At 36.2% G+C, this 18525-nt stretch carries 20 protein-coding genes and 1 riboswitch; of the genes, 11 read left to right on the top strand and 9 right to left on the bottom strand.

All coding sequences use genetic code 11. The features are described 5' to 3' along the window. The first annotated feature begins 146 nt into the window (after positions 1–146). On the top strand, positions 147–746 hold the full coding sequence (locus JEOSCH030_RS04715; RefSeq protein WP_185125467.1) for a LemA family protein: 600 nt from the start codon (positions 147–149) through the stop codon (positions 744–746). Next, on the top strand, positions 746–1582 hold the full coding sequence (locus JEOSCH030_RS10875) for a TPM domain-containing protein (RefSeq protein WP_185125466.1): 837 nt from the start codon (positions 746–748) through the stop codon (positions 1580–1582). The genes JEOSCH030_RS04715 and JEOSCH030_RS10875 overlap by 1 nt, the downstream gene beginning before the upstream one ends. Before the next feature lie 49 nt (positions 1583–1631). On the opposite strand, the gene JEOSCH030_RS04705 is transcribed toward JEOSCH030_RS10875, so the two are convergent. Continuing rightward, positions 1632–2396: a CPBP family intramembrane glutamic endopeptidase gene (locus tag JEOSCH030_RS04705; protein ID WP_185125465.1), complete on the bottom strand. Its 765-nt coding sequence runs from the start codon at positions 2394–2396 to the stop codon at positions 1632–1634. 188 nt (positions 2397–2584) lie between these two features. On the opposite strand from JEOSCH030_RS04705, the gene groES reads away from it, so the two are divergent. Beyond that, positions 2585–2869 carry a co-chaperone GroES gene (gene groES, locus JEOSCH030_RS04700; RefSeq protein WP_185125464.1) on the top strand — a complete coding sequence of 95 codons (285 nt, stop codon included), beginning with the start codon at positions 2585–2587 and terminating at the stop codon, positions 2867–2869. Positions 2870–2901: 32 nt separating this feature from the next. Beyond that, the gene (gene groL / locus JEOSCH030_RS04695; RefSeq protein WP_185125463.1) at positions 2902–4527 is read left to right on the top strand and encodes a chaperonin GroEL; all 1626 of its coding nucleotides are present in this window, start codon (positions 2902–2904) and stop codon (positions 4525–4527) included. Between the two features lie 92 nt (positions 4528–4619). Here groL and JEOSCH030_RS04690 read toward each other — a convergent pair whose 3' ends face one another. The 3 genes from JEOSCH030_RS04690 to JEOSCH030_RS04680 all read right to left on the bottom strand — a co-directional run bounded on the left by JEOSCH030_RS04690 (position 4620) and on the right by JEOSCH030_RS04680 (position 6553). Continuing rightward, the gene (locus tag JEOSCH030_RS04690; RefSeq protein WP_235962220.1) at positions 4620–5066 is read right to left on the bottom strand and encodes a QueT transporter family protein; all 447 of its coding nucleotides are present in this window, start codon (positions 5064–5066) and stop codon (positions 4620–4622) included. Between the two features lie 7 nt (positions 5067–5073). Next, a riboswitch (PreQ1 riboswitch) is annotated at positions 5074–5117 on the bottom strand. Further along, positions 5116–5889: an NRDE family protein gene (locus tag JEOSCH030_RS04685; protein ID WP_185125462.1), complete on the bottom strand. Its 774-nt coding sequence runs from the start codon at positions 5887–5889 to the stop codon at positions 5116–5118. It overlaps the preceding riboswitch by 2 nt. Beyond that, positions 5876–6553, bottom strand: coding sequence for an RluA family pseudouridine synthase (locus JEOSCH030_RS04680; protein WP_185125461.1), 678 nt, complete (start codon positions 6551–6553; stop codon positions 5876–5878). The genes JEOSCH030_RS04685 and JEOSCH030_RS04680 overlap by 14 nt, the downstream gene beginning before the upstream one ends. A gap of 85 nt (positions 6554–6638) precedes the next feature. Here JEOSCH030_RS04680 and JEOSCH030_RS04675 point away from each other — a divergent pair, with 85 nt between their 5' ends. Next, the gene (locus tag JEOSCH030_RS04675) at positions 6639–8075 is read left to right on the top strand and encodes a phospholipase D family protein (RefSeq protein WP_185125460.1); all 1437 of its coding nucleotides are present in this window, start codon (positions 6639–6641) and stop codon (positions 8073–8075) included. Between the two features lie 79 nt (positions 8076–8154). On the opposite strand, the gene JEOSCH030_RS04670 is transcribed toward JEOSCH030_RS04675, so the two are convergent. Then, entirely contained in the window at positions 8155–8706 is a 552-nt protein-coding gene (locus tag JEOSCH030_RS04670) for a cysteine hydrolase family protein (protein ID WP_185125459.1), read from the bottom strand. Between the two features lie 49 nt (positions 8707–8755). Further along, positions 8756–9646, bottom strand: coding sequence for a fructose bisphosphate aldolase (locus JEOSCH030_RS04665; protein ID WP_185125458.1), 891 nt, complete (start codon positions 9644–9646; stop codon positions 8756–8758). Between the two features lie 146 nt (positions 9647–9792). On the opposite strand from JEOSCH030_RS04665, the gene JEOSCH030_RS04660 reads away from it, so the two are divergent. Continuing rightward, a complete protein-coding gene (locus tag JEOSCH030_RS04660) occupies positions 9793–10725 on the top strand; it encodes an aldo/keto reductase (RefSeq protein WP_185125457.1) in 933 nt (310 codons plus the stop codon). Between the two features lie 69 nt (positions 10726–10794). On the opposite strand, the gene JEOSCH030_RS04655 is transcribed toward JEOSCH030_RS04660, so the two are convergent. From JEOSCH030_RS04655 to JEOSCH030_RS04645, 3 genes are read right to left on the bottom strand one after another with little or no spacing between them, the layout of a single operon-like run. Then, a complete protein-coding gene (locus JEOSCH030_RS04655; protein ID WP_185125456.1) occupies positions 10795–11925 on the bottom strand; it encodes an ABC transporter permease in 1131 nt (376 codons plus the stop codon). Further along, complete coding sequence (locus JEOSCH030_RS04650) at positions 11912–12964, bottom strand: ABC transporter permease (protein WP_185125455.1); 1053 nt, start codon at positions 12962–12964, stop codon at positions 11912–11914. The genes JEOSCH030_RS04655 and JEOSCH030_RS04650 overlap by 14 nt, the downstream gene beginning before the upstream one ends. Beyond that, positions 12964–13893: an ABC transporter ATP-binding protein gene (locus tag JEOSCH030_RS04645; RefSeq protein WP_185125454.1), complete on the bottom strand. Its 930-nt coding sequence runs from the start codon at positions 13891–13893 to the stop codon at positions 12964–12966. Before JEOSCH030_RS04645 ends, JEOSCH030_RS04650 begins: the two co-directional genes overlap by 1 nt. A gap of 114 nt (positions 13894–14007) precedes the next feature. Here JEOSCH030_RS04645 and JEOSCH030_RS04640 point away from each other — a divergent pair, with 114 nt between their 5' ends. The 5 genes from JEOSCH030_RS04640 (at position 14008) to rbsK (ending at position 18523) form a co-directional block, all read left to right on the top strand. After that, complete coding sequence (locus JEOSCH030_RS04640; protein ID WP_185125453.1) at positions 14008–15069, top strand: sensor histidine kinase; 1062 nt, start codon at positions 14008–14010, stop codon at positions 15067–15069. Beyond that, a complete protein-coding gene (locus tag JEOSCH030_RS04635) occupies positions 15047–15646 on the top strand; it encodes a response regulator (protein ID WP_185125452.1) in 600 nt (199 codons plus the stop codon). The genes JEOSCH030_RS04640 and JEOSCH030_RS04635 overlap by 23 nt, the downstream gene beginning before the upstream one ends. Positions 15647–15740: 94 nt before the next feature. Next, positions 15741–16673: a nucleoside hydrolase gene (locus JEOSCH030_RS04630; protein ID WP_235962219.1), complete on the top strand. Its 933-nt coding sequence runs from the start codon at positions 15741–15743 to the stop codon at positions 16671–16673. A gap of 4 nt (positions 16674–16677) precedes the next feature. Then, complete coding sequence (locus JEOSCH030_RS04625; protein WP_185125450.1) at positions 16678–17613, top strand: nucleoside hydrolase; 936 nt, start codon at positions 16678–16680, stop codon at positions 17611–17613. A 16-nt stretch (positions 17614–17629) separates the two neighbouring features. Next, positions 17630–18523 carry a ribokinase gene (gene rbsK / locus JEOSCH030_RS04620; protein WP_185125449.1) on the top strand — a complete coding sequence of 298 codons (894 nt, stop codon included), beginning with the start codon at positions 17630–17632 and terminating at the stop codon, positions 18521–18523. Positions 18524–18525 lie beyond the last annotated feature (2 nt).

Raw genomic sequence — 18525 nt, 5'->3', positions numbered from 1 at the left:
TAGTCTTAAACACATTTTAGCATAAGTAAAAATAAATCTACTAAAAATAAGCGGTCATATCTTGCAATAATTAGGGTGAATATGGGTATTATAAAAGAGTGGTGTTTATCGTAATACAATTATTATTAACGAAAAGAGGTCAAAAGATGAAAAAGTATCTAATACCTATTGGTGTATTAGTGGCAGTAATTGTTATTGTCTTAATTATGATTGTGCCAAGATACAATAGCTTAGTTAATCTCGATGAAGAGGTTAACGGTAAACAATCTCAAATTGAAACTCAACTACAAAGACGTGGGGATTTAATTCCAAACTTAGTCAACACAGTACAGGGTTATGCATCTCACGAGGAAGAAGTATTTACTGACATTGCAGATGCAAGATCTAAAATTGCAAGCTCAGAAGGTAATGTCGAAGACATGGCTGAGGCAAACAATGAAATGACAAGTGCTTTATCTCGTTTACTAGCAATTTCTGAGAATTATCCAGAACTTCAAGCAAGTGAACAATTCACAGGCTTAAGAGATGAATTAGCAGGTGCTGAGAATAGAATTGCAGTTGCGCGTCAAGATTATAATACTGCAGTCCAAGAATATAACAGAAACACAAGAACTTTCCCTGGTAATATTATTGCAGGAATTTTTAATTTCGATGAAAAACCTTATTTCGAAGCGGATGACTCTGCACAAGATGCACCTGAAGTTGATTTTAATACGAATCAAGATGATGAAGACGGTGGCGAGTAATGAAAATGTTCTTTCGTTCTTTACTGGTACTACTGGCCTTGTTTGTTGTCAGTACACCAGTAGAGGCGAGAGTTGATTTACCGGCGCTAAATGAAAACCATTATTTTGTGCAGGATAATGCAGGTGTGCTCAGTGATTCAACTATACAAGAGTTGAATGACCTAGGAACTCATCTGGAAGAAGGAACTGGTGCCGAATTATTGCTACTGACTATGGACTCTACAGGTCAGGAACACCGTCAGGATTTTGCTTTACGCGCCTTAAGAGAATACGGAGTCGGTAAGGCTGAGAAAGACAATGGTATTGTCATCTTTCTTAATTTAGACAACGACAACGAATTTAACAACCGAGGTATTGAAGTCCAAGTAGGTTACGGTGTAGAGGGATACTTAAATGATGCTAAAATCGGCCGAATTATCGATAATGTAGCTTATGATGATTTAGTCGCTGGAGATTATGAAACAGCACTAAAAAATTTATATCAAGCGATTTACGATGAATCCTTAACTGCATATGGATATGAAGATGGAGAGTTTACTAGAGAAGAACCCGCTGAGGATGAATCATCTGGTGGACAATCTTTATTTGGTACTTTGATTAGACTGATTATTTTTATGGTCGTTTTATATATCATCTATAGTATCGTCTCTGGTGGCGGAGGCGGTTCCGGTGGTTCTGGCGGTAGACGCCGAGGATCAAGTAGACGAGGACCTATTTTCTTCCCACCGACCGGTGGTTTTGGCTCCGGTGGTAATTCTGGAGGATTTGGTTCCGGTGGTTTTGGTGGCTTTGGTGGCGGCTCCGGCGGCGGAGGCGGTGCTGGTAGAGGTTTCTAATTAAATAGTAATGAAAAACGAGCTTGTGATATTACAGGCTCGTTTTGTTTTACATCATCATATGGATGATGATATTCAATTGTTCTTGAAGTTGGTCTGCTTGTTCTAAGTAATCTTTAAAGACTGTTTGTAAGAGGACGACTAAACCATTCATGGTAATGTGAACCATAATTGGTACTAAGAGACGTCCTGTGATGACATACAAGAAGGAGAACACATAAGACATTGCTAGATACACTAAGATGTGTGTAAAATCTCCGTGTGCCAGCGCAAAGATTAAACCAGCGACTAAACCTGCAATGAGAAAGGCTAGAACTTTCTGCCCCTGACTTTTGTTAGGGAATAGCTCAAATATCTCAGCGAAAATCGCTCTTCTAAATACATACTCTTCAATAATTGGACCAAATAATACAACTACAAGCACCATCATTGGTGAAGAAAAAATCATATCTACAATGTTCGTTGTATTTGCACTTTCAATTGGATTATCAAGTATATAAATATTGATTAAACTCGCAACAATCTGCGATAAGTAAGCTAAGAAGACCCCACCAATAATCCAGACGACTGTTAATAAAGGATCTGATTTCTTGGATAACTCAATCGTATTTTTATTCTTGTGAATATTACCGATGACAACGACAATAATTGCACCTAGTCCAAAAGCAAGAACTTGAAAGGGAATCATGTTGGTGATGAGTTCTTCCGGATTCAAATCAGGATTTATAGCTGTATAAATTAAGCTGATTGGTAGTATAGCAAATTGAACTGCTAAGAATGTTAAAATAATAAGTAGACTATATACACGTCTCACATTTAAACCTCCAATGTTGAATAATTTTATCTTACATTAAATTTCTTAAAGGCAAAAGGAATATATACTTATCTCTTGCTTTTTTGACCAACTTTGATTATTATAAATGGTGTTAGCACTCATAGCTTTTGAGTGCCAATTTTACTTAAAAAATAATATCTTGAAATGGACTTAGAGGAGGCTTTTCCATGCTAAAACCAATTGGAAATCGTGTGGTTGTAGACTTAAATCAAAAAGAAGAAACAACTCAAAGTGGTATTATATTAACGGACTCTGCTAAAGAAAAACCACAACAAGGTGTGGTTGTTGCAGTAGGAAGTGGACGCATTCTTGAAAATGGTCAAAAAGTTGATCTAGAAGTAAAAGAAGGCGACAGAGTTGTCTATGCTAAGTTCGCAGGAACTGAAGTAGAAATTGATGACAAAGAGTACTTAGTTTTATCTGAAACTGAAATATTAGCAGTTATTGAATAGTAAAAGTAAGTTATTCATTAGGAGGATAAGAAATGGCTAAAGAACTTAAATTTTCTGAAGATGCACGTCAATCCATGCTTGCTGGTGTAGATAAACTAGCAAATGCTGTTAAAGTAACAATGGGTCCTAAAGGACGTAACGTCGTCTTAGATAAACCATATACTTCACCATTAATTACAAATGACGGAGTAACAATTGCAAAAGAAATTGAATTAGAAGATAGATTTGAAAACATGGGTGCGAAGCTTGTTGCTGAAGTAGCTAACCAAACAAATGAAATTGCTGGTGACGGAACAACAACGGCGACAGTACTCGCTCATGCAATGATCCAAGAAGGTCTAAAAAACGTAACTAGTGGGGCAAACCCAGTAGGTATTCGTACAGGAATTGGTAAGGCTGTAGAACGTGCTGTAGAAGCTTTACAAGAAGTATCAAAACCAGTTCAAGATAAGGAAGCTATTGCACAAGTTGGTGCGATTTCAGCAGATGATCCTGAAATTGGTGATTATATTTCAGAAGCAATGGAAAAAGTAGGTAATGATGGTGTCATTACTATTGAGGAGTCAAGAGGCTTCAAAACTGAACTAGAAGTCGTTGAAGGTATGCAGTTTGACCGTGGTTATTTGTCACCTTACATGGTCACTGATTCAGAAAAAATGATTGCTGAATTAGACAATCCATATATCTTAATCACTGATAAAAAACTTTCAAACATTCAAGATTTAGTACCTCTATTAGAACAGGTTGTTCAATCTTCACGTCCAATCCTAATCATTGCTGATGACGTTGATGGAGATGCAATGACTAACCTAGTACTAAACAAAATCCGTGGAACATTTAATGTAATTGCTGTTAAAGCACCAGGATTTGGAGATCGCAGAAAAGCAATGCTTGAAGATATTGCAATCTTAACAGGTGGTCAAGTTATTACTGACGAATTAGGTTTAGATCTTAAAGATGCAACACTAGACCAACTTGGTAGTGCAAGTAAAGTTCATGTAACAAAAGACGACACTACAATCGTTGAAGGTTCTGGTGACAAGGAAGTTATTTCAGGCCGTGTCGGTCAAATCAAAGCCCAAATTGAAGAAACTACTTCAAGCTTTGACAAAGAAAAACTTCAAGAGCGTTTGGCTAAACTTTCAGGTGGAGTTGCAGTAATCAAAGTTGGTGCGGCAACTGAAACAGAAATGAAAGAAAGAAAACTTCGTATCGAAGATGCGCTTAACTCAACAAGAGCTGCAGTAGAAGAAGGAATTGTTTCTGGTGGTGGAACTGCTCTAATTGAAGTTTACGATAAAGTAAAAGAATTAGAAGCAGAAGGCGATGAGCAAACAGGAATCAACATCGTTCTTAAAGCACTTGAAGCACCACTTCGTCAAATTGTTGAAAACGCTGGTCTAGAAGGCTCAGTGATTGTACAAGCACTTAAAGCCGAAGAAAATGGCATCGGTTATGATGCTAAGAACGATAAATGGGTTAATATGATTGAAGCAGGTATTGTAGACCCAACTAAGGTGACACGTTCAGCTTTACAAAATGCAGGTTCAGTCGCTGCAATGTTCTTAACAACTGAAGCAGTTGTTGCAGACATTCCTGAAGAAAACGCTGGTGGAGACATGAGTGGAATGGGCGGCGGAATGCCAGGTATGATGTAATTTTTGAATCCAAGAAGCTATTTATAGTTTCTTGGATTTTTTAATTTTTAAAATATGACACAAAGAAAAAAAGCCTCTAATTTTGAGGCTTTTTAAGGTAAGATCCTATGTCCAAATTTCTTAAAGATAAAAGTGCCTATTAATGTCATGACAAGTGTTGATACTCCAACAGTGAAAAGAGAAAACCAGAAAGGAATTCCCAAGACATAATTTAAGGCAAGACCAACAAATATTCCAGATAACAGGGAATATTGGACTGCATTAATCCAGACATTTTTAACGAAATAAGAAATTGAATAAGCGATAATTCCAATGATTAATCCAACAGCTACATCAATCAAACCGAGGCTAGAAAACGCATTAGCAATCGCTAAACCAAGTAGGATACCTGGAATGTATTTACGATTGAAAAATGGAATCACACAAAGTATTTCACTAACTCTCAGTTGAATCGCGCCTGTTCCAATGGGATTAATCACAGTTAAAGCAACGTACAGCGCTGCTAAGACGGCATTTAAAGCCAAGTCTCTAACGTTCATTAAAGTATTCTCCTTAGTTTTTTTGACAGGGATTTTGCGAACCTGTATTTTAATTTTTGACTATTATTTCTTCTTTGTTTTCACCAGTTTTTTGACCTTTGTAGAAAGTTCTTTCGATAAAAGTAATCTTATTATCACGGCCAACAAGAACGACTGAAGAACAACGTGTACCGTATTCCATATCTGGAATATTGATGAAAAGTGATGACAATTGCTTTTCTAAAGTAAAATCAACACCAGTTTCTTGTACGAGCTCATCCGGTGCAGGATCTGCCATTCTCAGTAATGAAAATAAGGCTTCAATATCAACATCATCATTCTTGATGATACTATCAAGTGTCTCTTTTCCAACGGTCACTTTTGGCCAAGCTGAATTTAAAAAAGCGTTGGAAAGCCCATGTGTTGTATGATCTAACTTTTCAATTTCAGCTTGATAATTGTTCATATAATAAAGATCATCTGTGTCACCAACCAATAGATTATAACCAGCATAATCATCAGTTGATGCTTTTAAGGACTCTAAGTATTCTCTAGGTGTTTTATTATCTTGAAGATAGTTGACGATGAGTTCACCACGTGATTTTTCAGCTACTTTAGTCATTTCACTAGAGTTACGAATATTAGTCAATGCGCCTATTTTACCAGATTTCGAAACTGCTAGCCAGGTACCTTTTGCCTTTAAATCACGACCCCCAAAAATATTTGGATCATCTTCCCACCAGTGTATTGTCTCAGTTGGACGCTCATAAGATTCATCGCGATTAGCTGCGATAATCATTTTGTATTTAGGGTGTGTACCAATATTTAAATTAATTAAACACATTAAACTCACTCCAAGGATAGCTTGAAGGTGGTTGACAAGTGACTTCGACAAATTCATCTTTTGTTGGGTGCTTAACTTTTAAATAGGTTGAATATAGTGCGATCTGTCTTCCAGCTTCAGCATTTTCATTATACTTTTGGTCGCCGATTAAAGGATGTCCTGCGTGAGCAAGTTGAACCCTAATTTGATGAGAGCGACCAGTGTGTAGCTTGACTTTAACCAATGATAAATTATCTTGTTTTCCTACTACTTCATAATCTAACTTAGCCATTTTAGAATTCTTATGGTTTTTATGCACGACTTTAGAGATATTTTTAGCTTGATTTTTGAATAAATGGTTGGTCAGTGTTCCTTTTTTTTGTTGGAATTCACCTTCTACAACCGCATGATATTCGCGTTCTAGTTTCTGTAAGCGAACTTCGTTTGATAGTCTAGATGCAGCTTTAGACGTACGTGCAAACACAATAGCGCCACCTACTGGACGGTCGAGACGATGGACGAGTCCTAAAAAAACATCACCTGGCTTATTGTATTTTTCTTTTATATATGCTTTTAATAGAGTTAAGAGATCTTCATCTTCAGAAGCATCAGCTTGAACAGGAATATTAACCGGTTTGTCGACAATCAACAAGTGATTATCTTCATATAGAACCTTGATAGTCATAAATTTACGCTCCTTAAAATTTGTATCTTATATTATATCACGTTGTGACCTGATTAAAGAGTAGATTACTCAGTTGAGGTGATTTATGAAAAAGTCTTATGTTGTATACATTGTTCTTAGCTTACTTATACTGATTCCCTTAGTTGTAGCTTCTGTGCGTTATTTCATGCCAGTGCCAAATGATATTTCTTACCAATCAGAAGAATATCAAACAGATGATGTAAATTTCTTATACGATATTACTTTGTCTGACGAGAATGGTGAAAGTAAGTCCAAACAAGCAATTATGGATCAAGTGTATAAGATGATAGATGAGTCAGAGGACTTTTTAGTCATCGATATGATTTTATTTAACGATGACTACGATCATGATTCCTTGGATTTCCCACCCTTATCTCAAAATTTAACTGATAAAATTCTCGCTAAGAAAGAAGAGAATCCAGACTTAGATATTGTCTTTATCACAGATCCGATCAACACGTTTTACAACACCTATACACCTGAGCACTTAGAGAAATTAGAGAATGCTGGTGTACAACTTATCTACACGGATTTAAATAAATTGAGGGATTCTAATCCACTTTATTCAGGGTTTTATCGTTCCTACTTTCAACACCTTGGTCATTCAACAGATGGTTGGCTGACTAATGCTCTTAGACCACAAGGGCCTGAAGTGAATATCCGTTCCTACCTCCATATGTTGAATTTTAAAGCAAATCATAGAAAGGTAGTTATCAACGAGCAGGATGTATTAGTTACATCGTTGAATCCGCATGATGCAAGTGCCTATCACTCGAATATTGCCCTAAAAACCAGTGGTCCCATTGTAGAAGAATTTCTCGATGCAGAACGAGCTGTAGTCAACTTCAGTGGTGGTAATACACAGCTGTTTAGTGAATTTAAAGACCAAATACAAAGTGAAGAAACAACAGGTCAGTACAAAGTGAAGTTCATGACAGAAGGTAAAATAAAAGAAAATATTTTAAATATGATAAATAATGCAGAGAATGACCAACGTTTAAGTCTCGGCTTATTTTATCTTTCAGACCGTGATGTGATAGCTGCCTTAAAAGAAGCTTTAGATCGTGGCGTTGAGATGAGGCTGATTTTAGATATAAACAAAGATGCTTTTGGTAATGAAAAAAATGGAGTACCCAATAAGCCGGTAGCTAATGAATTGATTTCTTATGAAACACCACCTGAAATTCGTTGGTATAAATCAAGTGGGGAACAGTATCATTCGAAATTTCTTATGTTAGAAACAGAGGATGAGATCATCTTTAACGGTGGTTCTGCAAACTTTACAAGACGCAATTTGGATGATTATAACCTTGAGACTAATATGATGGTGACCGCACCAAAAGATAGTGATTTTTCAAGACAGGTGACACGATATTATGAAGTGCTGTGGACTAATGAAGGAGCAGAATACACTTTAGATTATGAAGAAGAATCTGAGGAATCTTTAGCTAAGACAGTTCTATATAGAATACAAGAGTCTCTGGGATTATCGACGTTTTGATAATAATTAGAGTAAAAAAAGGTGATAAGTCACAAGATTTGTAATGACTTATCACCGATATATTTAGCTTCCAAATATCTTAAACAATCTTAGCTCCTAATGAATTCTTGAAATGGTCTAGAGCTGCCTTATGTCCTTCTGGGTTAAAGCTTTGTACAGCATCTTCGTGGATGACGATATCAAAGCCTTTGTTGTAAGCATCAATCGCTGTGTGCAAGATACAAATATCTGTACACACACCAACTAAGTGTACTTCTTTAATACCTCTTGTTCTTAGTCTTAATTCAACATCTGTACCTTGAAAAGCAGAGTAGCGGGTTTTATCGGTATAGTAAACATTTGGATTATCTTTATTTTCTTGATAAAGATCTTCTAGCTGCCCATATAAATCACGACCGCTTGTACCTATAATATTGTGGGGTGGGAAAAGCTTAGTTTCTGGATGATAAGGATCATTTTCTTCATGAATATCGATAGCAAAAATTGTATAGTCACCATTATCGATAAAGTCCTTAGTGATCTTTACAATAGAATCATGTATATCTTGAGCAGGCTTTCCAGCTGTTAATTTGCCATCTTCTGCAACAAAGTCATAGGTATAATCAATATTGAGTAAAGCTTTCATTATCATAATCCCCTTTATAAAAAAGACAATGGTTAGCCCATTGTCTTTTTAAATCTTATTTTTTATTAACAGATGCATCGAAGATTGAATCGATTGCTTCAGCAAGTTTATTATCAAACTCTTCGTCTGATTGATCCGCTCTTAAGTCTGATGACAACGCTCTTGAGAAGCTAGCAATAATGCCTTCATTTTCTTTTAATAGTGCATTTGCTTCGTCTCTTGTGTAACCACCAGATAGAGCAACAACACGAATGACATTAGGGTGCTCAACAAGCTCTTTGAACTGGTTAGCTACAGTAGGAATTGTAAGTTTAAGCATAACAAGCTCATCTTCAGCTAGTGTATTTAACTGCTTTAAGATTTCTCTAGTCATGATCTCTTCAATTTCTTTTTTATCTTCAGCATGAATATTAACTTCAGGCTCAATAATAGGTACTAAACCTGCTGCAATAATTTGTTTTCCAATTTCAAACTGTTGTTCAATAACTGCCTTAATGCCTTCTTCATTTGCTGAAAGAATATTTGAACGCATTTTAGTACCAAAGATATGACGATTGTTTGCACGTGCAAGCAAATCATCAAGGTCTGGAATTGGCTTCATTAATTGAACACCATTTTCTTCATCAGCGAGACCTTTGTCTACTTTTAAGAATGGCACGATGCCTTTGTTTGCCAAGTAGTTTCCTGTGTACTCACCATCAACTCTACGGTCCATGGTCTGTTCGAACAGAATGGCACCGAGAACTTTATCAGAAGTAAATGAAGGTGAAGTCACGATGCGAGTACGCATATCGTGTACTAAGTCGAACATTTCATCTTCATTAGAGTACTGACTTTCATCCACGCCGTACGCTTTAAGCGCTTTTGGTGTACTACCACCAGATTGGTCTAACGCCGCAATAAAGCCGTGCCCTTGTTTTACTTTATCAAGTTGTTCTTGATTCATTAATAAACACTCCTTTAAAAGTTTTACACTCTTTTATAGTATCCTAAAAAAAGCGCTTAACTGCAAGGCGAAATCTTTAACTAAATGGAGATTTTGCGTTAGTCTGAGATTGTTGTTAATTATTTCATTATTAGGAGGTACTATTTATGGTGGAATTTGTAACTTTAGGACAATCTTCTGTTAAGGTTCATCCAATTGCGCTCGGCACAAATTTTGTTGGTGGACATAATATGTATCAAGATGTTGATGAAGAAAAAGGTAAGGGCACTGTAAGAGAAGCACTTGATGCTGGAGTCACAATGTTAGACACAGCCTATAGCTATGGTCCGAAACGATCAGAAGAATTAATCGGTGAAGTAATTAAAGAGTATCAAAGAGAAAGTGTAGTAATCGCTACAAAAGCGGCCCAAAACTATGATAGCAATGGCGATATGTTTTTAGACAATTCTCCAGAGTTTTTAAAACAAGCAGTGGATGAAGCACTAGTACGCTTAGACACGACTTACATCGATTTGTTTTATATTCACAAACCAGATGAGAGTACTCCAAAAGATCAAGCGGTTCAAGCACTACAGGATTTAAAAGAAAGTGGAAAGATTAAGGCAATAGGAGTATCTAACGTTTCCTTAGAACAGTTAAAAGAAGCAAATAAAGATGGTTATGTCGATGTGATTCAAAATGAATATAATTTACTGAACAGAGAAGCAGAAGATGAGCTCTTCCAATATTGTCAGGAACATAATATTACCTTTATTCCATTTTTCCCACTAGCAGCAGGAATTCTTGCTGGTAAGTATGATGAAAATACGAAATTTGATGATTTAAGACAAAACTTGCCATTCTATCAAGAAGATACTTTTAAAGAAAACTTAGCTAAGGTAGATAAGTTAAAATCTTTAGCTGACAAATACGACGAAGATGTTGCTCAAATTGTGCTTGCTTTTTATTTGACCAGACCTTCTCTTGATGTCATCATCCCTGGTGCCAAAAAAGGTGATCAAATTAAAGAAAACTTAAGAGCAACAGAAATAGAACTAGATCCAGAAGATGTAGAGTTTATAGATACGCTCTTCAAATAATTTAGTAATAATCTTAATATAAATAAGTGTGGGATTGATTCTTCAATATGAATCAATCCCACATCTATTTTAAGATTGTTTACTCTTTCTTTGATTGTTAAAAATGATGCCGATAATCATAAATGCAACAGTATAGAGAAGTAAAATAATGATAGATGGTATGACTTCAGACCAGCTAGTATTTGGTACTCGGTACAGTTCAGTGTAGTGATAGAGTGGAAGGAACTCTGCAATTTTTTGAGCTGTGTCCCCGAATAACTCTAAGGGAATGAATATCCCTGATAAAAATGCCATGCCAAGTGTAATTAAATTAGCTAGTCCATTCACCATAAAGCGATTGGTGGTTAAGGCGTTAATAGCAAATTGCATCGCTAAGGTAAATACTGTGATAAGAATCATGGCTAGAAAAATTCTCGTAAGTGGTACGTTTTCTAAATGACCATGGTAGAGCACAAGAATACCTGAGAACATGATCAAAACAGCAAGGAAGCTAACGATAAACTGACTTGTAAATACTTGGATTGCATTTGACGTTGATGATAAGGGTGACACAGTAATGCGTTTTTGAATTTCTGATTGGTTATATTCACTCATTAGGTTTCCAACGCTAAGCATTAAGAACAACATGAGCCAGTAGGCTGCGAAGTTAGAATAAGCAGCAACATTGTTGTAGTCCGCTTCATTACCGCTTGTTTCATCACTATTAATATCAACTTCAATTGTGTCAGTTAAGGCAGAGTCAAGTTTACTAATATCAAGGCTGCCTGAATCATTAATCTGAGCGTTAGCAAACATAAGAAATTTAGAGAGCTCTGTTTCCAGTTGAGTATTAGCTGCAGCTCTTTGATCACCAATTACTTCTACAGCAGGCTCTCCCGTGGCTAAATTTTCTTCAAAATTTTGGTCTAATATAATAGCACCATGAATTTCAGCTAAAAACACCGCTTCTTCAAGTTCTTTTCTGTTGAACTCATCAGTTGTCTCAACGTTATGTGTCTTCGCCAAGTAGTCGATTAGAGCATTACTTGCCTCTGACTGTGACTGATCGACAACTGTAACGTTTAATTCCTGTGTAGCAAATGAATCTGTATCAGAAAAACTACTAAACATTGCTGCGATAAAGAAAAAGGTCAAGGCAAGTGGGATTATAAACCATTTAAATTTCCAAAAGTGTAGGAGAATAATTTTAAAGACTATCATATTGTTTCCTCCTTAAAGCAACTAGCGTGATAATACAACTGACTAGTGTAATACCTATGAGGTAAAAAACTGCCGTCCAATAACCTTCAAAACTATCCATAAGATTTACCCGGTAAATAACATCCGTTACATGCGCAAGGGGGTTAAGTTCATTGATGATCGGTAGTTTTTGGTTTAAAACAGTTCTTAAACCTGGCCCCATCAGTCCACTTAAGAAAGCTAAACCGACAATAAAGACAACAGGAACGACAGATTTAACATTGATATTTATGTTAGGAATTAAGCCGATGATAAATCCGAGTCCAAGTCCCGCAATATTTCCAGCTAAGATGATGAGGAAAGTTGCCGGGAAGTTAGAGAATAAATCATCTTGATAAAAAATCATTAAAAATCCGATGACTAGTCCACAAGTTAAAAGACCAAGGAAGAGAGATGCTATACTACTTGCGATAATATAACTTGATTTCTTAAAAGGACTCGCTGAAAATCTAGAACCCATGAGAGACAAGTTAGGGCGCATTGAGGTAATGAGTTCCATGCTAGTAAAGATAGTGTAAAAAGAAATCATCGCAAGCGTAGAGTAATACATCACGACTTGTGGTGCGATATCCATATCAGTAGATTTAATGAAATTTGCGTCATAATTAAAACTTTCTGGTGAAATTCCGAGTAAACTCGTCTGGTGAATTTGATTGATGACAGACTCAAGTATAGAGGAATCAAAACCACTATTTTCAACGATCAAATTTCCATCGGAAGTCACAAAACCTACTATTTCTTCATTGGCCAAAGCGTTTTTTGCAGCGTCTTCTGTCATTTCTTCTGATTTAATAAAATCAATTTGGTCGAGAATCATACCGTATTCATAATTTTTATCCACTGCCACTTCTATATCAGATAGTGACTCATGACCAATGTTAGAAGTCGTTGCCATAAAGATTGCGATTAAAGCAATCGGATAAAATACGGTCCAAAATAAAAATCCAAAATCTTTAAAGTTAATCATCAGTAAATATTTGGTGAGACGAAGTAAGTTCATTAGTCTCTCAGCTCCTTACCTGTTAGCTCCAGGAAGATGTTACTTAAAGATGGTTGTTCAGAACGAATTTCTGAATATGACAAGGCATTTTTTTCAACAAATTCAATGAGCTTAGTCATATTATTACTGTGTTTATCAAATTGAATATTATAGCTATCTTTATTTCTGATGACTTGATTGACGTTTGGAATAGTATATAAATCTTGTGAGAGTGTGTCGTAATCTGTAATGAATTTTATGGTAATACTTTCAGTGGTAGAAATTGATTTTTGTAAGTCATCAAGTGTCCCACTGGCAATATTTCGACCATTATCCATAATGACGAAAGTATCACATAAATCTTCTGCCTCTTCTAAGTAGTGTGTCGTGTAGACAACTGTCGTGCCACTTTCTTTCATTTTCTTAACCCCATCTAAGATGAAGTTACGACTCTGGGCATCGACAGCAACTGTTGGTTCATCTAGAAAGAGAATATCTGGTTTATGCGCAATGCCACATGCGATGTTTAATCTTCTTTTTAGCCCACCTGACAGTTGTTTAGGAACATACTTTTTGTATTTGTCTAAACCAACAAAACTAATGGCTTCAGCGACTAGTTCTTCTCTTTCTTTTTTATCTTTAACGTAAAGTCCACAGAAAAAATCAACATTTTCAATGACAGTGAGTTTTTCAAAGATGGCAATTTCTTGGGGAACAATACCAATTCGACGTTTAATATCATTGTTATTTGGATTGACTGGCTCACCAAAAAGCTCAATATCTCCCTGATCAAACTTCAAGAGGGATAACATGCAGTTAATCGCTGTCGTTTTACCGCAACCATTTGGTCCGAGCAAACCGACAATTTCATTTTTTTTGGCGTGAAAAGAGAAGTGATCAAGTGCAATCACATCACCATACCGCTTCACTAACTTCTCAACTGAAATCATATTTACGCCTCCAGTACTATATTCGTTAAATTAAGTTTATAATATGACTAAAGAATCCGTTAGTGTCTGTCGTCATTAACTATAGTGACAAATGTCATATTGTGAGGTGAAATCATGCAAAGAGCGACTGAGAAGTTAATCATCTTTTTTATTCTTACTGTAAATTATTTATTGTCTGTCAGTGAGCCGTCTGTACTACTAACTTTATCCGCCTTTATTTTGACATTCATCCCAGATGTTTTAAAGAATAAATACGTGACAGTCCTATCAAACGTCTTGCTCTTATTCTTTTTGATGATAGATTTTAACTTTATTTACTTTTTACCTGCTACTGTCTATAGCTTATTTATTATAGTAGGCTTTCCTAGTCTTTTATTACTTTTACCAATCATCATTAGTCAAAAATGGATCTTAGTCCTCTTGAGTATTTTAATATTTTATCTGTTGAACTTATCTTTAAAATTATCTAAAGAGAAAGAGTTAAATAAAAACATGCGGGATAAACTAACCGAAGATAATATGAGATTAAGAGCTCAGAGAAATGTCCTTATGAAGACACATGAGAAAGACGTATATCTAGCAGGCTTAAACGAAAGAAATAGAATAGCGAGAGACATGCATGATGCCTTAGGGCATTCCCTCTCCTCTAGTATCTTACTGATAGAATCCTTACAATACGTTAAGGACGAAAGTAAACTTAGGGAGTCTCTATCAAGCTTACAAAACAGATTAAAGGAAGGCATGGACGATATTAGGCACAGCATCCACCATCTCTATGATACGTCGATTGATATAGAGGCGAGAATCGACAGCTTCCTTAGCGATATGACAGACTACCGTTACGAGTTTTTTTACGATGTAAATTTAGAACTAAAGCATGAGGAAAAGATTGATCTTTTATCTATTGTCAGAGAAGCACTAACCAATATAAGAAAACATTCAAATGCCAGTGAAATTACTGTAGTTATAAAAGAACATCCAAAGTATTTAACCTTAACTATTAAAGATAATGGCACCTTAAATCAAGAAGTAAAAAAAGGAATGGGTATTCAATCTATGACAGAGATTGTTCAGAAATACGGGGGTATTATGAATACTTTTTATGATAAAGGTTTTACTGTACATGCAATCTTTTATAAGGAGGGTCTAAAAGATGAAGATAGTCATAGTGGATGATGATCCAATTGTAGTATCAGCTTTGTCGACTATAGTTGAAAACTCTAATTATCAAGTTGTTGCTAGAGGATATGACGGCAAAGAGGCAGTAGAGCTCTATACAAAATATCAACCAGATTTACTCATGACAGATATAAGAATGTCTGGAATGTCAGGAATTGAAGCGGCTGAAACAATTCTTAAGAGTCATACAGATGCAAGGATACTTCTTATTACGACTTTTGAAGATGATGATTATATTCATCAAGCCCTTAGTTTAGGGTGTAAAGGCTACTTATTAAAAGATAACCTCTCTGGCATAATTCCAGCTATAGAAGCTGTGCTATCCGGAAGTATGGTGTTTGATAGTAAAATTGTAAAAAGTATGTCGACATCCTCTCAAGTAAATAAGATGGATGATTTGTCTGAACGTGAAAGAGATATTATAGAGCTTGTGGCAGAAGGATTGAACAATAAAGAAATTGCGAATCAGTTATACTTAAGTGAAGGCACAGTGAGGAATTATATTTCTCAAATGCTGACCAAATTAGATTTAAGAGACCGCACCCAGTTAGCAGTGTATTACTATAAACATTAATCAGTGCAGTTTTCATGACAATTTGAATGTTATTATCAGTTATAGATATGTATAATTATTGTTGTATATAAGTTAGATGAATGGAGAGAAAAGAATGCGAAACGTTATACTAGATTGTGATCCGGGGCATGATGATGCGGTTTCTATTATTATTGCAGCCTCAAAAAAGAGCGACTTAAATATTTTAGGCATTACGACAGTAGCTGGTAATGTTAGCGTCGATAAAAATACAATCAACGCTTTAAAGGTTGCAGAATTATTGAAACTCCAAGTGCCTGTTGTCGAAGGTTCAAGTAGACCTTTAGTTAAGCAGTCTGAGATTGCACCTGAAATTCATGGGGATACTGGTATGGATGGTCCTGAATTACCGGAACCGACAAAAGTGGTAGAAGAAGGTCACGCGGTGGACTTTATTATAGAACAAGTTAAAAAATCTAAAGAAAAAGTAACCTTAGTACCAACAGGCCCTTTAACTAACGTCGCTCTAGCCTTAATTAAAGCACCTGAAATTAAAGAGAACATCGATGAGATTGTCTTAATGGGCGGTGGAACTTTTGGTAACTGGACACCAGCAGCAGAGTTTAATATTTATGTTGATGCTGAAGCGGCAAGAGTCGTTTTTGAAAGTGGCATTCCGCTTACAATGTTTGGTTTAGACGTTACTCACCAAGTGATTGCTACACCGGATATTGTTGAACGTGTAGGAAAAATTGATAATGATATCGCACAGTTCGTTAAAGAACTACTCATCTTCTTTGGGCAAGCCTATAAAGATCACTTCGGTTTCAATGGTGGCCCGATTCACGATGCTTGTACCACTATGTATTTAATGAAGCCAGAACTCTTTGAATTCCAGCACTTAAATGTGAGTATAGAAACAAAGGGTGAATTTTCTTATGGTATGACTGTTGTAGATAAACTGAATACGACTGGTCTAAAAGCCAATACGAATTTTGCTTGGAATGTGGATCAAGAAGCGTTTTGGCAAGTTTTTGAAGATGTCTTAGAATCTTTTGGTGAGGAGTAAAATGATGACTAAGAAAAATGTGTGGATTGATTGTGACCCTGGCATCGACGATGCTATTGCTTTAGCAGCACTTGCAGCTAGTCAAGATCTTGTAAATATTCATGGTATTTCTACAGTAGCAGGTAATCAAACAATTGAAAGAGTGACGACTAACGCTCTAAAATTAGCGAGTTTCTTAAAGCTAAACGTACCTGTAGTCAAAGGGGCAGAAGGACCCTTAATTAGAGCTAAAGAAGATGCTGGGCACGTTCATGGAACAACTGGTTTAGGAAATACGGTCTTACCGGATACAGACAAGACAATCGTTGAAGGTAACACGCTTCAATTTGTTAGAGATAGTATTATGGACTTACCTGAAGGTGAGAGCATGACGCTTGTTCCTGTTGGTCCACTTACAAATATTGCTTTACTCTTAAAAGTGTTCCCCGAAGTTACTGAAAAAATTGATGAAATTGTCTTAATGGGTGGCGGTACCTTTGGTAATCGAACACCTACAGCAGAATTCAATATTTGGGGAGACCCTGAGGCTGCTAAAATCGTCTTTGATTCAGCTGTTCCAAAAGTAATGTGTGGCTTAGACGTGACACATAAATGTGGCTTAACGCGTCAACAAGTTGAAGATATATATAAGAGTGATCAAGACATTCAACACAAATTCGGAGATATGTTGAACTTCTATTTCGATTCACCTGCCTATATTAATTCAGAATTAGTTCACATCCACGATGCAGTCGCAGTATTATACGTAACAAACCCAGAAATATTTACAGGAATTAAGGTCAATGTAGATGTTGACTGTACAGATGATATTAATAGAGGAATGACAGTATGTGATTTAAGACATACTGCACCTGATATTAAACGTGATGTTCTGCTCTTAAATGATATTGAAGTCGATAAGTTTCAGGATATCTTGCTCGCTAAATTGAACAATCTTTAAATGATGGAGGATGACAATGACTAAGCCAAAAATAACGATAGTCGGCAGTCTGAACATGGACTTGGTAGTTACTGCAAAAAGACATCCAGAAATAGGGGAAACCTTAACGGGTCAAACATTTTCTACATTGTGTGGAGGTAAAGGTGCTAACCAGGCTGTGGCAGCGGCACGTCTCGGTTGTGATGTGACTTTTATCGGTAAAGTAGGAAATGATGCCTTTGGTGAAGAAATGATCGAAAACTTAAGAAATGAAGGCATCAACGTTGATCACATAGAAAAAGTAGATGATACGGAAAGTGGCATTGCGATGATAACGGTCAATCCAATGGATAATACTGTAATTATTGTTCCAGGGGCGAATGCTTTGATGACAAAGGATGTCTTAGATGCGCACAAGGATGCCATATTAAATAGTGATATTGTTGTGACTCAGCTAGAAATACCAATGGAAACAGTGGATTATCTCGCAACAATTTGTGGAGAAAACAAGATAGATTTAGTAGTTAATCCTGCACCCGCACAAAGATTAACAGACAACATCATAGAAAATAGTACATATATTACGCCGAATCAGATTGAGTTAACACAACTTGCTGATTTTCATCCAGGTGTATTAAACAACTATGCTCATAAATTTGTTGTGACTTCTGGTAGTAAGGGGTGTTACTACACAGTCGATGCTTATAAGGTGACAGTACCAACAAGAAAAGCAGATGTAGTCGATACTACAGGAGCTGGAGATTGCTTTAACGGTGCTTTTGTAAGCCATATTGCTAGAGGTCAATCTTTAGAAGATAGTTGTAACTTTGCTAACGTTGCAGCATCACTCAGCGTGGAAAAATTCGGTGCTCAAGCCGCCATGCCAACAATGGATGAGGTCATGGAGAAATTATCATCTTCTAAAAAATAAAA

The organism is Jeotgalicoccus meleagridis (genome assembly GCF_903994045.1).
Classification (GTDB): Bacteria; Bacillota; Bacilli; order Staphylococcales; family Salinicoccaceae; genus Jeotgalicoccus; species Jeotgalicoccus meleagridis.
Note: the sequence above shows the minus strand (reverse complement) of the source record. Positions and strands in the feature narration are given on the sequence as shown.

Bases quoted from the DNA above. Each gene is read 5' to 3' on its own strand.
- JEOSCH030_RS04640 (WP_185125453.1), top strand. From the start codon at position 14,008: ATGCAAAGAGCGACTGAGAAGTTAATCATCTTTTTTATTCTTACTGTA.
- groES (WP_185125464.1), top strand. From the start codon at position 2,585: ATGCTAAAACCAATTGGAAATCGTGTGGTTGTAGACTTAAATCAAAAA.
- JEOSCH030_RS04690 (WP_235962220.1), bottom strand. From the start codon at position 5,066: ATGAACGTTAGAGACTTGGCTTTAAATGCCGTCTTAGCAGCGCTGTAC.
- groL (WP_185125463.1), top strand. From the start codon at position 2,902: ATGGCTAAAGAACTTAAATTTTCTGAAGATGCACGTCAATCCATGCTT.
- JEOSCH030_RS04660 (WP_185125457.1), top strand. From the start codon at position 9,793: ATGGTGGAATTTGTAACTTTAGGACAATCTTCTGTTAAGGTTCATCCA.
- JEOSCH030_RS04650 (WP_185125455.1), bottom strand. From the start codon at position 12,964: ATGAACTTACTTCGTCTCACCAAATATTTACTGATGATTAACTTTAAA.
- JEOSCH030_RS04675 (WP_185125460.1), top strand. From the start codon at position 6,639: ATGAAAAAGTCTTATGTTGTATACATTGTTCTTAGCTTACTTATACTG.
- JEOSCH030_RS04715 (WP_185125467.1), top strand. From the start codon at position 147: ATGAAAAAGTATCTAATACCTATTGGTGTATTAGTGGCAGTAATTGTT.
- JEOSCH030_RS04670 (WP_185125459.1), bottom strand. From the start codon at position 8,706: ATGATAATGAAAGCTTTACTCAATATTGATTATACCTATGACTTTGTT.
- JEOSCH030_RS04635 (WP_185125452.1), top strand. From the start codon at position 15,047: ATGAAGATAGTCATAGTGGATGATGATCCAATTGTAGTATCAGCTTTG.
- JEOSCH030_RS04655 (WP_185125456.1), bottom strand. From the start codon at position 11,925: ATGATAGTCTTTAAAATTATTCTCCTACACTTTTGGAAATTTAAATGG.
- JEOSCH030_RS04665 (WP_185125458.1), bottom strand. From the start codon at position 9,646: ATGAATCAAGAACAACTTGATAAAGTAAAACAAGGGCACGGCTTTATT.
- JEOSCH030_RS04685 (WP_185125462.1), bottom strand. From the start codon at position 5,889: ATGTGTTTAATTAATTTAAATATTGGTACACACCCTAAATACAAAATG.
- JEOSCH030_RS04625 (WP_185125450.1), top strand. From the start codon at position 16,678: ATGACTAAGAAAAATGTGTGGATTGATTGTGACCCTGGCATCGACGAT.
- JEOSCH030_RS04680 (WP_185125461.1), bottom strand. From the start codon at position 6,553: ATGACTATCAAGGTTCTATATGAAGATAATCACTTGTTGATTGTCGAC.
- JEOSCH030_RS10875 (WP_185125466.1), top strand. From the start codon at position 746: ATGAAAATGTTCTTTCGTTCTTTACTGGTACTACTGGCCTTGTTTGTT.
- JEOSCH030_RS04630 (WP_235962219.1), top strand. From the start codon at position 15,741: ATGCGAAACGTTATACTAGATTGTGATCCGGGGCATGATGATGCGGTT.
- rbsK (WP_185125449.1), top strand. From the start codon at position 17,630: ATGACTAAGCCAAAAATAACGATAGTCGGCAGTCTGAACATGGACTTG.
- JEOSCH030_RS04645 (WP_185125454.1), bottom strand. From the start codon at position 13,893: ATGATTTCAGTTGAGAAGTTAGTGAAGCGGTATGGTGATGTGATTGCA.